Here is a 14,823-nt window from a genome sequence, read left to right as displayed (position 1 = left end):
GGCACCGGCTCCGACAGGGCCCTGCGGGAAGGCGCGGGCCAGGCGGCACGACGAAGCCCCGCAGGTTCCGTGGTGTGCGGAATCTGCGGGGCTCGTCTCAAGGCTCGTTGCGCGGGGCCTCCGCTCGGGGGGCCGTCAGTGGCCGCCACCCTGCTGCTCGTCGCGGCGGCGCTGCCACCGCTCTTCCATCCGGTTCATCATGGAGCGTCGCTGCCGGGTCTGACGGCCACCGGCCGTCGTCCCACCCCTGGGGGCCTGCTGCTGCTCACCCGGCTTGGGCGCCTTGCGCCATCCGGTGACCGCCAGGACCGCGCAGCCCAGCATGACGAGGAATCCCACCACGCTGATCCAGATCTGCTGTGCGACCATTCCGGCCATGAGGAGCGCGATACCCACCAGGAAGCCGGCGACTGCCTGGTAGACCCGTCGCCGGGTGTACGTACGCAGTCCGCTTCCCTCGAGCGCTGTCGCGAACTTGGGGTCTTCGGCGTACAGCGCTCGCTCCATCTGCTCGAGCATTCGCTGCTCGTGCTCCGAGAGCGGCACGGAGTCCTCCTAGTCGTCGGTCGCGGGGGCGACCGGTTTGCGGCCCTTTCAGGATAGGCAGGGAATCGCCCCCGTGAAACCCGCCCTCAATGCCGAATAGCCAATCCGGGCCGCCATGCGGATCGGTTGCTGAGGCGTTGATTCCCCAGGCCCTTCTCCGTCATGCCGGATGCTGTCCCCCGATCATACGGGGCAGAGCCGGTTATCGGGCGGGCTGTGGCGTACTCCATCGAGTGCCGCGCCCCGCACCGCCGAACGGGTGGCCGTCCAGCTCAGGCGCGCTTCTCGCCCAGTACGTGCAGCTGGGTGGCGATGGCGTGGAAGGAGGGCAGTTCGGCCGCCGCCTCCTCCAGCTTCAGCAGGGCCTCGGCGGCACCGGGCTCGGTGTCGACGAGGACGCCGGGGACGAGGTCGGCGAAGACCCGGACGCCGTGGACCGCGCCGACGTCGAGTCCCGCCCCGTCGGCCAGTTCGGCGAGCTGCTCGGCGGTGAAGCGGCGGGGCACGGGGTCGCCGGTGCCCCAGCGGCCCGCCGGGTCGGCGAGCGCGTGCCGGGCCTCGGTGAAGTGACCGGCGAGGGCGCGGGCCAGGACCGCGCCGCCGACGCCGGCGGCGAGCAGGCTGAGGCTGCCGCCGGGCCGGAGCGCGGCGACCGCGTTCCGCACGCCTTCGGCGGGGTCGTCGACGTACTCCAGGACCCCGTGGCAGAGGACCGCGTCGTAGCCCTCCCGGCCGACGACGTCGAAGAGGCCGCTGATGTCGCCCTGGACGCCGGTGACGAGGTCGGCGACCCCGGCCTCGGCTGCCCGGCGCTCCAGCGCGAAGAGCGCGTTGGGGCTGGGGTCGACGACGGTGACCCGGTGGCCGAGGCGGGCGACCGGCACGGCGAAGTTCCCCGAGCCGCCGCCGGTGTCGAGGACGTCGAGGCCGTCCTTCCCGACGGCCTCGACCCGGCGGTCGAGGGCGTCCTTGAGGACGTCCCAGACGACGGCGGTACGCAGGGAGGCACGCGACGGGCGCGAGGTCGCCTCTCGACCGAAGACAGGGGAAGGGTCCGGCACGGCTGTTGACTCCTCGGTGACGGGTACGGACGCCCCCACCCTATGGCCTGGGGGGTGGCTTGCCGATCACGCCGCGGAGCCGGCCCGATCGGCGGTGCCGGCCCGGGGACCGCGAGGGGCCCTCGGGACCGGCGGCCGGGTCAGCCGCCCGCCTCGTCCGCGCCCGGCTGGCGGGGCAGCACCGGCTGGAGGGCGAGCAGCCGCTCGACCAGGCGCAGGAAGGTCGCGGCGTCCCTGAGCAGGTCGTCGGCCTCGCGCCGGGTCGCCGCGCCGGCGATGCCGGCCTCGGCGCGGGCCCTGCGCTCGGCTCCGGAGGCGAAGAGGGCGCTCCACTCGGTCAGCTCGGGCGCCAGCTCGGCCAGGACCTCCCAGGCGCTCCGTATCGGCTGCCGGCGGCGGGTCCCGGCCTCGGGCCTGGCGCGGGCGGCGAGCACGGCGGCTGCGGCGCGCAGGGCGGCCAGGTGGGCCGCGGCGTACCGCTCGTGGGGTCGGTCGAACGTGGCGGCCTCGGCGATGCCGGCCCGGGCCTTGGCGAGGAGGTCGACGGCGGCCGGCGGGGCGGCGGAGGCGCGCGGGACGGGGTGGATGTCGGACGCGGGTCCCGTCTGCGCGGGGGTGGGGCGTCGGCGGGGCGCGGCTGCTGCGGAAGGGCTTGCCATGACGAGTCCTCCTGTCGTCGCGTGACGGCTTCGTGGCCGTATGTGTCCATCGTGCCCGCCCCCACTGACATTCACGCTGACCTGGCGTTTTGCCTGAGTACCCCTCAGGGGGTAGCTTTTGGACTGACCAGTCAGTTCAAAAGGGGAATCGGGGGGTGGGCCCGTGGGAGCGGAAGCGGAAGCCGAGGAGCGGCCGCACGGCGCCGCCGTCGTCGCGGACGGGTTCGGGCTGAAGGGGCCGCGCGGCTGGGCGTTCCGGGAGGTGTCCTTCCGGGCGGAGCCGGGGGCACTGGTGGCGATCGAGGGCCCCTCGGGCTCGGGCCGCACCTGCCTGCTGCTCGCGCTCACCGGCCGGATGAAGGCCAAGGAGGGCACCGCGGAGGTGGGCGGCCTTCCGCTGCCCCGGAAGATGGCCGCGGTGCGCCGGATCAGCGCCCTCGGGCACGTCCCCGGCGTCAGCGAGCTCGACCCCGCCTTCACGGTGGCCGAGCACCTGGGCGAGCGGGCCCTGCTCCAGCGGCGCTTCGACGGCTCCGTCCGCACGTTCCTGCGCCGCCCGTCCGAGCGGCGCGCGGCGGCCCGGGCCCGGATCGACGAGGCCGTGGCGGCCTCGGGTCTCGACCTGGCCGCCCTGCCCAAGGGCGACCGGACCTCCGTGCGCGATCTGGAGCGCCTGGAGGCCCTGCGGCTCTCGATCGCCCTGGCGCTCATGGGCCGGCCCCGGCTGCTCGCCGTGGACGACGCGGACCTCAAGCTCTCGGACACCGACCGCGCCGAGGCCTGGGCGCTGCTGCGCTCGGTGGCCGGCTCCGGAACCACCGTCCTGGCGGTGTGCAGCGAGGCCCCCGAGGACGCCCTGCGCATCACCACGCTCGCCACCGACGCCGCCGAAGCGGCCGAAGCGGCGGCCGACGGCGGCGACGCGGGTACGCCCGCCGGCGCCGACGCCGCGGACGACGCCCCCGCAGACGACTCCGGCGCACCCGCCGCCGCCCCGTCCGCGGACACCGCGTCCGCCGCCGGACGTACCGAAGACGCCACCGACCGCGCCACCGAAGACACGACCGAGGAGGGGACGGCCGATGCGCTCGCCGAAACTGGCCGCGCTTGAGCTGAAGCGCTTCGGCAGGGGAAAGCTGCCGCGCGCCGCGCTCGTCGCGATCCTGCTGCTGCCCCTGCTGTACGGCGCCCTGTACCTGTACTCGTTCTGGGACCCGTACGGCAGGCTCGACAAGATCCCCGTCGCCCTCGTCAACGAGGACCGCGGGGCCACCGCCGACGGCAAGAAGATCAACGCCGGTGACGACATCACCCGGGGGCTCCTGGACAGCAGCACCTTCGCGTGGCACCGGGTCAGCGACGCCGAGGCGCGCAAGGGCGTGGAGGACGGCACGTACTACCTGTCCCTGACCATGCCCGGCGACTTCAGCTCGCGCATCGCCTCCAGCTCGGGCGACTCCCCCGAGACCGGCGCCCTGCGGGTGCGGACGAACGACGCCAACAACTACATCGTCGGCCAGATATCCCGGACGGTGTTCTCCGAGGTCCGCACCGCGGCCTCCACCAAGTCATCCCGGACCTTCCTCGACAAGATCTTCATCTCCTTCTCCGACATCCACGACGCCACCGCCAAGGCGGCGAAGGGCGCGGGCGACCTCAAGCAGGGCGTGGACAAGGCGAAGAAGGGCTCGAAGGACCTGGCGAACGGCCTCAAGGACGCCAAGGACGGCAGCGGCGACCTGGCCGCCGGCATGAAGAAGCTGGACAAGGGCGCGAAGGACCTGGAGAGCGGCTCCCGCAAGGTGGCCGCCGGCACCCAGTCCCTCGCCGACAAGGTGAACGGCACCGCCGACAAGGTCCGCCCCTACCTGGCGAACAACGGCAAGTCGATCCGGGACACCGCCCGGCTCGTCTCGGACTCCGCCACCGCCGTCCGCCACAACCTCGACGACCTGGTGAAGCGCGCCCCGGTGGTCCGCAGCGCGGCGCACCTGGCCGACGACGAGCTGGCCAAGGCCCACCAGGCGGAGTGCGTGGCGAAGCCCGAGGCTGCCGCCGCGTTCCCCACCGTCTGCGCCAAGCTCAAGGAGGCCTCGGTCACGGCCGGCGACGTCGCCACCATCGCGGACGACGTGCACGAGCTGACGAAGGGCAGCACGGGCGACCTCAAGACCCTCGACGCGCGGCTCGCGAAGCTCACGCGGCAGGCCGACGAGCTGGCCGCCCGCGCCCCGCACCTCGACCAGGACGTCTCGGACGCCATCCGGAAGATCAACGAGCTCAACACGGGCGCCAAGAAGGTCGCCGCGGGCGCGGAGAAGCTGCACACCGGCATCACCGGCGCCAAGGCCGGCTCCGTGAGCCTCGACACCGGCGTCGGGAAGCTGAAGAAGGGCGCGGGCGCCCTCGACGGCGGCCTGTTCAAGCTGGCCGACGGCTCGGGCACCCTCGCCTCCGGTCTGAAGGACGGGGTCGACCGGATCCCCGACTACGACGCGCAGGACCGCGACCGGCGCACCGAGGTCATGGCCGACCCCGTGCAGCTGGCCTCCCAGTCGCTGCACAAGGCGCCGAACTACGGCACCGGTTTCGCCCCGTACTTCATCCCGCTCTCCCTCTGGGTCGGCGCGATGGTCGCGTACATGATCATCCAGCCGATGAACCGGCGCGCGCTGGCCGCCGGCGGCTCCGCCTGGCGGATCGCCCTCGCGGGCTGGCTCCCGGTGGCGGCGATCGGCGTCCTCCAGGTCGCGGCCCTCATGTCGGTCCTGCACTGGGGCCTCGGCCTGCAGATGGCCCGTGCCGCCGGGACGGTCGGCTTCCTCGCCCTGGTCACCTGCTGCTTCTCCGCGATCATCCAGTGGCTCAACGCCCGCTTCGGCGCCGCCGGCCGGATCCTGGTCCTCGCGGTCCTGATGCTCCAGCTGACCTCGGCGGGCGGCACGTACCCCGTCCAGACCAGTCCGGGCTTCTTCAACGCCGTCCACCCGTTCCTGCCGATGACCTACGTGGTCGAGGCGCTGCGCCGGCTCATCACGGGCGGCGGCATCGGGCCCGTCTGGCAGGCCTGCGCGGTGCTCACCGCGTTCACCCTGGGCGCCCTGGCCCTAACCGCCGTGTCCGCCCGCCGGAAGCAGGTCTGGACGCTGGACCGGCTCCACCCCGAACTGACCCTGTGAGACCGGGCCGGTGAGACCCGCGACACCTGTGAGAATCGACCCCATGGACAGCAGCAGCACCCGACGCCAGGCCACCCGCGCGAAGCTCTACGAGGCGGCCGTCACCCTCATCGCGGAGCAGGGATTCTCCGCGACGACGGTGGACGAGATCGCCGAGCGGGCCGGCGTGGCCAAGGGCACGGTCTACTACAACTTCAAGAGCAAGACCGAGCTCTTCGAGGAGCTGCTGCGCCACGGGGTGTCGCTGCTGACGGCCTCGCTGCGGACGGCGGCCGAGGAGACCGCCGGGCGCGGCGGGAGCCGGATCGACGCGCTGGACGCGATGATCCGGGCCGGCCTCGTCTTCATCGACCGCTACCCGGCCTTCACCCAGCTGTACGTGGCCGAGCTCTGGCGCACCAACCGGGCCTGGAACTCGACGCTCCTGGTGGTCCGCCAGGAGGCCGTGGCGGTGGTCGAGGGGGTGCTGCGCGAGGCGGTCGCGGCCGGGGAGCTGAGCGACGAGATCGACGTCCAGCTGACGGCGGCGGCGCTGGTGGGGATGGTGCTGGTGGCCGCGCTCGACTGGCAGGCCTTCCAGAGCGAGCGTTCGCTCGACGACGTACACGCGGCGCTGTCCCGGCTGCTGCACGGCCGGGTGGGCGGCCGCTGAGCGGTCCGCCGCACGGCTCGGGCAGCGCGCCGGGCCCGGCCCCACAGCCCCGCCCCGCGCAACACAGCCCCGCCCCACGCCCCACGAAGCACGGCACACGGCACACGGCACGGCGAAGGCCGGCCGGTCGAGGCTCGATCCCCCCGAGCCCCGTCCGGCCGGCCTTCGCCGTACGTCCCCCGTGACACCCCCGTGCCCCGTTGCGGCAGGCACGCGGCCCCGGTTCCGCCGCCCCGTGTCGGCGGTCCCCGGGGCCGCGCCCCTTCCGTGGACTCCACTCTTCCGTCTCGGCGTCCGCCGCTCATCCGCGTACCTACTCATCTCGCGCCCTAGGTACGGATACTCAGACTGGTTACGATCGCGGGCGTGTCGGTACTCCCTCTGGTGTTCACCAGCGGCTGGGCGAGCGGGATCAACGCGTACGCGGTGGTCCTGCTGTTCGGCGTCTTCGGCGCGACCGGGCTCACCGACGAGGTGCCCGACTCCTTGCAGCGCACGGATGTCCTCGTCGCGGCCGGCGTGCTCTTCCTCTGTGAGGCGGTGGCGGACAAGATCCCGTACGTCGACTCGATATGGGATTCCGTCCACACGGTGATCCGGCCGATCGCGGGCGCGGTGGTCGGCGCCCTGCTCGCCGGGCAGAACGGCTCGCTGCCGGAGCTCGCCGCGGGCGCGGTCGGCGGTACGACGGCGCTGCTGAGCCACTTCGTCAAGGCCGGGACGCGGATGGCGGTCAACACGTCGCCCGAGCCGTTCTCCAACGTCGCCCTGAGCCTGGCGGAGGACCTCGGCGTGGCGGCCGTCGTCACGTTCGCGATCTTCCACCCCGTGGCGGCGGCGAGCATCGCGGGCGCCCTGCTCCTCGGGGGCCTGGTGATACTGGTCTTCCTCGCCCAGCGGATCCGGCGCTTCCTGCGCCGCAGGTCCCAGCGGCGCGAGGAGCGACGGCTCGCCGACGCCGAGGCGCACGCCCGCGCCAGACCGCCGTCCGGGGACGGCTCGGAACACTTCTGAGCCCGTTCGGGTCCGTCCGGGGCGCCGGATAGGGTCGCCGCATGGCACGGATTGTGGTGATCGGCGCGGGTCTCGGCGCCATGGCGGCGGCGGCCCGGCTGGCCGTGGCGGGCCACCGGGTGACGGTGTACGAGCGGGCGGCGACGTACGGCGGGGCGGTCGGCCGCTTCGCGCGCGACGGGTTCGCCTTCGACACGGGCCCGGGGCTGCTGCACCTGCCGGCCGTGTACCGGGACCTGTTCGTGAAGACCGGCAAGAAGCCGCTGGAGGCCTGCGTCACGCTGACCCAGGTCGACCCGGCGAGCCGTCACGTCTTCGCCGACGGCACCCGCGTGGACCTGCCGAACGCCTCCCGGGCCGGCACGGTCGCGGCCCTGGACGCCGCGCTCGGCGCGGGCGCGGGCGAGCGCTGGGGCGACTTCCTGGTGCGGGCCCGCGAGGCCTGGGACCGCACCCGCCGTCCGCTCCTGGAGGAGCCGCAGCCCGCCGATCCGGCACCGCTGACCCGCGAGCCGTACCCGGCGCCTAAGGCGGGCCTGCTGCGCCGCCCGACGACGACGCTCGCGCAGGTCGGGGCACGGGAGCTGCGGGACCCGCGGCTCGCGGCCCTGCTGGACGCGTACGCGTGGGCGTACGGCTTCGACCCGGCGACGGCCCCGGCCTCGGCCGCCGTCCTGCCGTACATGGAGCAGACCTTCGGCAGCTGGTACGTCGGCGGGGGCCTGCGGGCCCTCGCCGACGCGGTGTACGAGCGCTGTCTGGAGCGGCGTGTCGCGTTCGTCTTCGACACGCCCGTGGAGGAGGTCCTGGAGAAGGACGGCCGGGCGGCGGGCGTACGGCTCGCGGGCGGCGGGACCGTCGAGGCCGACCAGGTGGTCTCGGGCGTCCCGGTGCCCGCCCTCCGCCGCGACCGTGTCGTCGCCCGGATGTCCGGCGACGCGCCGACGCGTCACCAGGCCGTCGGCACGAGCCGGGTGACGGTCTGTCTGGCGCTGCGCGGCTCCCGCGAGGCGGACGCGGTCCACCGCACCGTCGTCCACGGGACGGGCGGGCGGCCGGAGGTGACGGTGCTGCGCCCGGACGACCCGGCGCTGCGTCCGGACGCGGAGCACGAGGCGGTCACGGTCACGGCGACCGTGCCCGCGTCCCCGGAGCGGGACGCGGCCGCGTGGGAGGCCTTCGCCGACCGGATGGTGGAGGCGGCCGGCCAGGCCGTCCCCGGCCTGCCGCAGCGGCTGCTGTGGCGGCACGTGCGCACGCCGGAGGACGTGCGGCACGACACGGGCGTGGCCGAGGTGCCGGGGCCCGCGCTGGCCGGGGCCGGCGGGCGGCTGCTCCCCGCGGGCACCCTGTCCCCGCTGCCGGGGCTCTGGCTCGCGGGCGGCTGGGCGCACCCGGGCGGCGGGCTCGCCCACGCGGGCATGTCGGGGGCGCTGGTCGCGGGCTTCGTCGTCGAGGGCGCGGACTTCCGCGGCTCCCGGTAGACGGCCGCGGGGCCCGGCGCCTCCGCCGGGCCCCGCGGTCGTTCAGTAGCGGTACTGCTGCTGGTCGTCCGGGTGCGGTTCGTAGCCGTAGTGGCCCGGGCCCTGCGGCTGCTGCTGCGGCTGGGGGGCCTGGTCGGTGTCGCGCTGCTGCGGGACCCAGACCCCGCCGGGCGGGGTGTCGTAGGTGTACGAGGGGGCGTACGGGTCGCTGTAGTAGGAGCCGTACTGCTGTCCGTCCGTCCCGGGGCCGATGTAGGGGTCGGAGTAGGAGGCGTACTGCTGCTGTCCGGCGCCCTGCCCGTAGTCGTAGGCGGGCTGCTGCTGCTCGTAGGCCGGCGCGTAGGGGTCGTACCCGGTCTGGTAGCCGGTCTCGTAGCCGGTGCCGGGGTCCGGGGAGGCGCCGTGGGACGCTTCCTGACCCCGGGTGTAGACGCCGTACTGGCCGGTGTCCTCGGGCATCGGCAGCGGCTCGTAGACGGCGGTGGCCTCCGCGGCGGGCGGGGCCTCGGCACCGTCGGGCCCGGGGTCCGGGGTCTCGTCGGTCTCGTAGGAGAGCTCGGTGACCTCCAGGGTGGGCCCGGCCTGCGCGGGCGGGGCCGACCTGCGGCGGCGGCTCGCTCCGGGGTTGCCGCCGAGCGCCCAGCCGGTCGAGAAGCCGCGGCGGAAGGAGAGCGTCACATAGGTCTGGCCGACGGCGAACGCGACGGCTCCGGCGATGATGACCGCCACCATGGACGTGAGGACACCGAGGACCACGCCGAGGAAGCCGCAGAAGGCGAGCACGCGCCAGCGCAGCCGCGCCTTGTACTGGAGCAGCACCTCCCCCAGCAGCCACAACGCGACCACGCCGAACGCGATGTAGAGGACCGTCCACCCCATGCCCCGCCGCCCCTCTCCACGGTCACCGCCGCGGAGAAGGGCGGGTACGACCGGTCACGACTGCTGGTGCAGTCCGAGATTCTCGTAGATCTCGATCGCGGTGGAGCTGTTCAGCGTGATGAAGTGCAGTCCGGGGACACCCTCGGAGAGCAGCCGCGCGCAGAACTCCGTCGCGAACTCGATACCGATGGAGCGTACAGCGGCGGCATCGTCCTTGACGGCGAGGATGCGCTCTTTCACATCCGCGGGGAAGTGGGCGTTGCTCAGCCGGGGCAGCCGGTCGAGGGTCTTCACGTTCACAACGGGCATGACTTCGGGGATGATCGGCGTCTCGCAGCCGGCCTTGACGACGCTGTCCCGCAGCCGCAGATAGTTCTCGGGGTCGAAGAACATCTGGGTGATCGCGTAGTCGGCGCCGGCGCGGCACTTGTCCACGAAGTGCCGGATGTCCGTGTCCCAGTCGAGGGAGCGGGGGTGCATCTCGGGGAAGGCGGCGACGCCGACGCAGAAGTCGCCCGACTCCTTGATCAGCCGGACCAGGTCGGCGGCGTACTTCACGCCCTCCGGGTGCTCGACCCAGTCGCCCAGCGGGTCGCCCGGCGGGTCGCCGCGGACGGCGAGCATGTTGCGGATGCCGGCGTCGGCGTACTGGCCGAGGACGTTGCGCAGCTCGGCGACGGAGTGGTCGACGGCGGTGAGGTGGGCGACCGGGGTGAGCGTGGAGTCGGAGGCGATCTTCTGGGTGGCCTTGACGGTGCCGCCGCGGGTGGAGCCGCCGGCGCCGTAGGTCACGGAGACGAAGCTGGGGCCGAGCGCCTCGACGCGGCGCATCGCGTTCCAGAGGACCTGCTCGCCCTTCTCGGTCCGGGGCGCGAAGAACTCGAAGGAGTACGACGTGCCGCCGGAGGCGAGGATCTCGCGGACCGTGCGGGCGCGGTCCGAACGGACGGATGCGGTACCAAGGGCCATACCGGCAGGTTAGACGGGCCACGGGGAGCCGTGTGAACGGCGTCCGCGAAGTGGACACCGTTTTGGACAGTCCGGAGGACGGATCCCTGGACGAACCTCCGGACGGCGGCGCGGACCCCCTACCGTCCCGCGCGCTCGCGGACCCGCTTGGCGAGGGCGGCCGTCGCGGCGGCCGGGTCGTCGGCCTCGGTGATCGCCCGGACGACGACGATCCGGCGCGCGCCCGCGTCCAGGACCTCGTCCAGGTTCGTCTCGTCGATGCCGCCGATGGCGAACCACGGCCGGTCCTGGGAGAGGCCGGCCGCGTACCGCACGAGGTCGAGGCCGGGCGCGTACCGGCCGGGCTTGGTGGGGGTGGGCCAGCAGGGCCCGGTGCAGAAGTAGTCCACGCCCGGTTCGACGGCGGCCGCGGCCGCCTCGGTCTCGGCGTGGCAGGAGCGGCCGATCAGCACCCGGTCGCCGAGGATCGCCCGGGCGGCGGGCACGGGAAGGTCTCCCTGGCCCAGGTGGAGCACGTCGGAGCCGATCGCGTGGGCGACGTCGGCCCGGTCGTTCACGGCGAGGAGCCTGCCGTGCCGGCGGGCCGCCTCGGCGAAGACGGCGAGGTGCTCCAGCTCCTCCCCCGCCTCCATGCCCTTGTCGCGGAGCTGCACGATGTCCACGCCGGAGGAGAGCACGGCGTCGAGGAACTCGGGAAGGTCGCCCTGGCGCCTCCGGGCGTCGGTGCAGAGGTAGAGCCGGGCGTCGGCGAGCAGCTCACGAGGCGTGGGCATGGGTGGTTCCCCCCGTCGGTGTCACGGGGTGGCTCCCCGTGGGTGTCGCGGGGCGGTACCCCGGCGGTGCGGCGCGGTCGGTCCGCGCCGCCGGCACGGGTGCCGGCGGTGGCGCGGCCCGGAAGGCCGGCCGCCGTCGGCACCCGCTCATGGCGTCCTGCGGTGCGGCGTCAGATGGCGAGCGCCTGAGCGCGGCGCTTCACCTCCGTGCCGCGGTTCTCGTTGAGCGCCTGCGCGGGCGTGCCCGGAAGGCTCTCGTCGGGAGTGAAGAGCCACTCCAGCATCTCCTCGTCGGTGAAACCGTCGTCCCGCAGCACGGTCAGGAGCCCGACGAGGCCCTTGACGATCCTGTCGCCCTGGATGAAGGCGGCGGGCACCTGCAGGGCGTTGTTCTCTCCACGGCGCACGGCGATGAGCTGGCCTTCCTTGATCAGCTGCCGCACGCGCGTCACCTCGACATCGAGCATCTCCGCGATGTCGGGCACATAGAGCCAGGCGGGGACGAGCGCATCGATCTTCACGTCAATCTCGGTCACAGGACAAGCCTGCCATCCCGGACTGACAGCCGGTAGTCGGGCCCCGCGCGACCGCCGCCTCGAGGGGGACGGCGGGGCCCGATCGGCGGGACGCCCCCTACGCGACCGCCGCCTTGAGGGGGACGGCGGGGTCCGCGGCCCGGGCGGGGTCCACGGCGGTCCCGGCCTCGATCAGCTTCCGTCCCTGGGCCAGGTCGCGGGGGCGGCCCACGGCGAGCAGGGCCACCGGGACCCCGGCCCGGAGCCACAGCACGGACCAGGCCGGCTCGGCCGGGTCGCCGCGCCAGAGCAGCTCGTCCGCGTCGGCGTGGTGGCCGGCGAACTGGACGAAGCGGCCGAACTGCTCGGACCAGAAGTACGGGACGGGGTCGTAGGGGCCGGGATCCTCGCCGGCGTCCGCCCCGGCGATCGTCGCGGCGACGGAGCGGGGACCCTGCAGGGCGTTGTCCCAGTGGTGGACGAGGAGGCGCCGCCCGTAGCGGGCGGAGGGGAAGGAGGCGCAGTCCCCGACCGCGTACACGTCGGGCAGGCTGGTGCGCAGCCGCTCGTCGGCGGTGACGGCGCCGTCGGGGTCGAGGGCGATCCCGGAGCCGGTGAGCCATCCGGTGGCGGGGCGGGCCCCGATGCCGACGACGACCGCGTCGGCGGGCAGCTCGCGGCCGTCGGCGAGGACGACCCGTCCGGGTGCGCCGGGTTCGACCGTGTGGACGCGGGCGTCGGTGAGGAGTTCGGCGCCGTTCTCGCCGTACCACTCGGCCATGGGGGCGGTGACCTCGGCGGGCAGCGCTCCGGCGAGGGGGCGGTCGGCGGCCTCGACGACGGTGACGGCGCAGCCGGCGGCGCGCGCGGCCGTGGCGAACTCGGCGCCGATCCATCCGGCGCCGACGACCACGACGTCGTGGCGGCGCTCCAGGACGGGTCCGAGCCGGACGGCGTCGTCGAGGGTGCGCAGCAGATGGACGCCGGGGACGCCGTCGGTGCCGGGCAGGGTGACCGGCTGGGCTCCGGTGGCGAGGACGAGGGCGTCGTACGCGACGGGTCCGGCCTCGGTGTCGATCTCGTGGTCGGCGGCGCGCAGCCCGGTGACGTCGAGGCCGAGGCGGAGCTCGATGCCGAGCTCGTCGAAGTCCACGTCGAAGGCGGAGTCCTCGGCCTTGCCGAGGAGGACGGCCTTGGAGAGCGGGGGCCGGTCGTAGGGCTGGTGGGGCTCGGCCCCGATGAGGGTCACGGGGCCGGTGAAGCCCCGTTCCCGCAGGGCGACGGCGGTCTGGACGCCCGCCATGCCGGCGCCGACGATCACGACGTGCTGCTGTGCCTGCTTCTGCTCGCTCACCCGACCACCTTACGCATCTGACGGACCGTCAGGAAGGGAGGGGTCTGCGCCCGGCCCGGAGCGGAAGCTAGTGTGTCGGGCGTAAAGCACTCGCGGGAGCCCGGACGCACCGGGCTGAGAGGGAGGCTGGGACGGCCTCCGACCGTACGAACCTGATCCGGGTCATGCCGGCGAAGGGAGGGGCTGGACGCCCATGCGTTCTTCCGAAGTCCACACGCCAGAGGAGCACGCGCCAGAGGTCCGCGCGGCCGCGGACCACGCGCCGGGAGCCGGGACGCCGGACGCCGCAGGACCGCCTGCCGCGCGGCCCGCCGCCGGAACGTCCGACGCCGGGCCGTCCGACGCTGGACCGCCCGCCGCCGGGCCGTCCGACGTCCGCGGGAGCGACGTCCTCGTGGTCGGGGGCGGGATCATCGGCCTGGTCACGGCCTGGCGGGCCGCCCTGCGCGGCCTGCGCACCGCCGTGGTCGACCCGGCCCCCGGCGGCGGCGCCGCCCACGTGGCGGCCGGGATGCTCGCCGCCGTCACCGAACTGCACTACGGCGAGGAGACCCTCCTCGGGCTCAACCTCGCCTCCGCCGCCCGCTACCCCGCGTTCGTCGCCGAACTGGAGGAGGCCACCGGCCACGACGTCGGCCACCGCGCCTGCGGCACGCTCGCCGTCGCCCTCGACGCCGACGACCGGGCCCATCTGCGCGAACTGCACGCCCTGCAGAGCCGCTGCGGACTCGCCTCGGAGTGGCTCAGCGGCCGCGAGTGCCGCCGGCTGGAACCGATGCTGGCCCCCGGGGTGCGCGGCGGGCTCCGGGTGGACGGCGACCACCAGGTCGATCCGCGCCGGCTCGCCGCCGCGCTCCTCGTCGCCTGCGAACGGGCCGGAGTGGTCTTCCACCGCGCCCTCGCCGAGCGCCTGACGGTGCGGCGGGACCGGGCGCACGGTGTCGTGCTCGCCGGGGGCCGGGAGCTGACGGCCGAGCAGGTCGTGCTCGCCGCCGGCAGCCTGAGCGGCCGCCTCGCGGGCGTGCCCGACGAGGTGCTGCCGCCGGTGCGCCCGGTGAAGGGCCAGGTGCTGCGGCTGCGGGTGCCCGCGCCGTACGCCCCCTTCCTCTCCCGGACGGTCCGGGCCGTCGTCCGGGGCAGCCACGTCTACCTGGTGCCCCGCGAGAACGGCGAACTCGTCGTCGGCGCCACCAGCGAGGAGCTCGGCTGGGACACCACGGTGACGGCGGGCGGGGTGTACGAGCTGCTGCGCGACGCCCACGAGCTGGTCCCCGGGCTCACGGAGCTGCCGCTGACCGAGACCCTGGCGGGCCTGCGCCCCGCGTCCCCCGACAACGCCCCGCTGCTCGGCCCCACCGCCCTGCCCGGGCTGCACCTGGCCACCGGCCACTACCGCAACGGGGTCCTGCTCACCCCCGTCACCGGCGACGTCATGGCCGAGGTGCTCACCACCGGCGCCCTCCCCGACGAGGCCCGCCCCTTCACCCCGCGCCGGTTCTCCGCCGCGCCCGCCCCCGTACGTCAGGAGCAGCCCGCATGAACGTGTCCGTGAACGGAGAGGCCCGCGTGCTCTCCGGCCCCGTCTCCCTCGGCGCCCTCGTGGCGACGCTCACCAAGGCCCCGTCCGGGGTCGCCGCCGCCCTCAACGAGACGGTGGTGCCGCGCGGGGCCTGGGAGACGACGCTCCTCGGCGAGGGCGACCGGGTCGAGATCCTCACCGCGGTCCAGGGGGGCTGAG

15 protein-coding genes and 1 riboswitch are annotated in these 14,823 nt (G+C 74.4%); of the genes, 7 read left to right on the top strand and 8 right to left on the bottom strand.

Going from position 1 to position 14,823, the window contains the following annotated elements; genetic code table 11:
• Positions 1-135 precede the first annotated feature (135 nt).
• The 3 genes from ACF09E_RS25000 to ACF09E_RS24990 all read right to left on the bottom strand — a co-directional run bounded on the left by ACF09E_RS25000 (position 136) and on the right by ACF09E_RS24990 (position 2,266).
• A complete protein-coding gene (locus tag ACF09E_RS25000; RefSeq protein WP_361852971.1) occupies positions 136-546 on the bottom strand; it encodes a DUF3040 domain-containing protein in 411 nt (136 codons plus the stop codon).
• A gap of 272 nt (positions 547-818) precedes the next feature.
• A complete protein-coding gene (locus ACF09E_RS24995) occupies positions 819-1,607 on the bottom strand; it encodes a class I SAM-dependent methyltransferase (RefSeq protein ID WP_392207203.1) in 789 nt (262 codons plus the stop codon).
• Between the two features lie 140 nt (positions 1,608-1,747).
• Positions 1,748-2,266, bottom strand: a complete 519-nt coding sequence (locus ACF09E_RS24990) for an SAV_6107 family HEPN domain-containing protein (RefSeq protein ID WP_392207201.1) — start codon at positions 2,264-2,266, stop codon at positions 1,748-1,750.
• Between the two features lie 163 nt (positions 2,267-2,429).
• Between ACF09E_RS24990 and ACF09E_RS24985 the strand changes: the two genes are divergently transcribed.
• The 5 genes from ACF09E_RS24985 (at position 2,430) to ACF09E_RS24965 (ending at position 8,595) form a co-directional block, all read left to right on the top strand.
• Positions 2,430-3,377, top strand: coding sequence for an ATP-binding cassette domain-containing protein (locus ACF09E_RS24985; protein WP_392207199.1), 948 nt, complete (start codon positions 2,430-2,432; stop codon positions 3,375-3,377).
• Positions 3,349-5,445 (top strand): YhgE/Pip family protein, encoded by a 2,097-nt coding sequence (locus ACF09E_RS24980; RefSeq protein WP_392207197.1) that lies wholly within the window; start codon positions 3,349-3,351, stop codon positions 5,443-5,445. The genes ACF09E_RS24985 and ACF09E_RS24980 overlap by 29 nt, the downstream gene beginning before the upstream one ends.
• Before the next feature lie 43 nt (positions 5,446-5,488).
• Complete coding sequence (locus ACF09E_RS24975; RefSeq protein ID WP_209494331.1) at positions 5,489-6,097, top strand: TetR/AcrR family transcriptional regulator; 609 nt, start codon at positions 5,489-5,491, stop codon at positions 6,095-6,097.
• 366 nt (positions 6,098-6,463) lie between these two features.
• Positions 6,464-7,111 (top strand): DUF4126 domain-containing protein, encoded by a 648-nt coding sequence (locus ACF09E_RS24970; RefSeq protein ID WP_392207195.1) that lies wholly within the window; start codon positions 6,464-6,466, stop codon positions 7,109-7,111.
• Positions 7,112-7,152: 41 nt separating this feature from the next.
• Complete coding sequence (locus ACF09E_RS24965; protein ID WP_392207193.1) at positions 7,153-8,595, top strand: phytoene desaturase family protein; 1,443 nt, start codon at positions 7,153-7,155, stop codon at positions 8,593-8,595.
• A 42-nt stretch (positions 8,596-8,637) separates the two neighbouring features.
• Here the strand turns inward: ACF09E_RS24965 and ACF09E_RS24960 are convergent, their stop codons facing one another.
• From ACF09E_RS24960 to ACF09E_RS24940, 5 genes are all read right to left on the bottom strand, one after another.
• Positions 8,638-9,474 carry a hypothetical protein gene (locus ACF09E_RS24960; RefSeq protein WP_392207191.1) on the bottom strand — a complete coding sequence of 279 codons (837 nt, stop codon included), beginning with the start codon at positions 9,472-9,474 and terminating at the stop codon, positions 8,638-8,640.
• Positions 9,475-9,528: 54 nt separating this feature from the next.
• Complete coding sequence (metF, locus tag ACF09E_RS24955) at positions 9,529-10,443, bottom strand: methylenetetrahydrofolate reductase [NAD(P)H] (RefSeq protein ID WP_361863146.1); 915 nt, start codon at positions 10,441-10,443, stop codon at positions 9,529-9,531.
• 119 nt (positions 10,444-10,562) lie between these two features.
• The gene (gene thiE / locus ACF09E_RS24950) at positions 10,563-11,216 is read right to left on the bottom strand and encodes a thiamine phosphate synthase (RefSeq protein WP_392207189.1); all 654 of its coding nucleotides are present in this window, start codon (positions 11,214-11,216) and stop codon (positions 10,563-10,565) included.
• A gap of 170 nt (positions 11,217-11,386) precedes the next feature.
• Complete coding sequence (locus tag ACF09E_RS24945; RefSeq protein WP_015032969.1) at positions 11,387-11,752, bottom strand: Rv2175c family DNA-binding protein; 366 nt, start codon at positions 11,750-11,752, stop codon at positions 11,387-11,389.
• A gap of 97 nt (positions 11,753-11,849) precedes the next feature.
• Positions 11,850-13,034, bottom strand: a complete 1,185-nt coding sequence (locus ACF09E_RS24940; RefSeq protein WP_392207610.1) for an NAD(P)/FAD-dependent oxidoreductase — start codon at positions 13,032-13,034, stop codon at positions 11,850-11,852.
• A 133-nt stretch (positions 13,035-13,167) separates the two neighbouring features.
• A riboswitch (TPP riboswitch) is annotated at positions 13,168-13,281 on the top strand.
• Here ACF09E_RS24940 and thiO point away from each other — a divergent pair.
• A complete protein-coding gene (gene thiO, locus ACF09E_RS24935) occupies positions 13,279-14,625 on the top strand; it encodes a glycine oxidase ThiO (protein ID WP_392207187.1) in 1,347 nt (448 codons plus the stop codon). It overlaps the preceding riboswitch by 3 nt.
• On the top strand, positions 14,622-14,822 hold the full coding sequence (gene thiS, locus ACF09E_RS24930; protein ID WP_361847827.1) for a sulfur carrier protein ThiS: 201 nt from the start codon (positions 14,622-14,624) through the stop codon (positions 14,820-14,822). Before thiO ends, thiS begins: the two co-directional genes overlap by 4 nt.
• Position 14,823: the final 1 nt, after the last annotated feature.

This window comes from Streptomyces sp. NPDC014891, assembly GCF_043081085.1.
Lineage (GTDB): Bacteria > Actinomycetota > Actinomycetes > Streptomycetales > Streptomycetaceae > Streptomyces.
The sequence above is the reverse complement of the archived record's forward strand: the minus strand, read 5'-3'. Positions and strand labels throughout refer to the sequence as shown.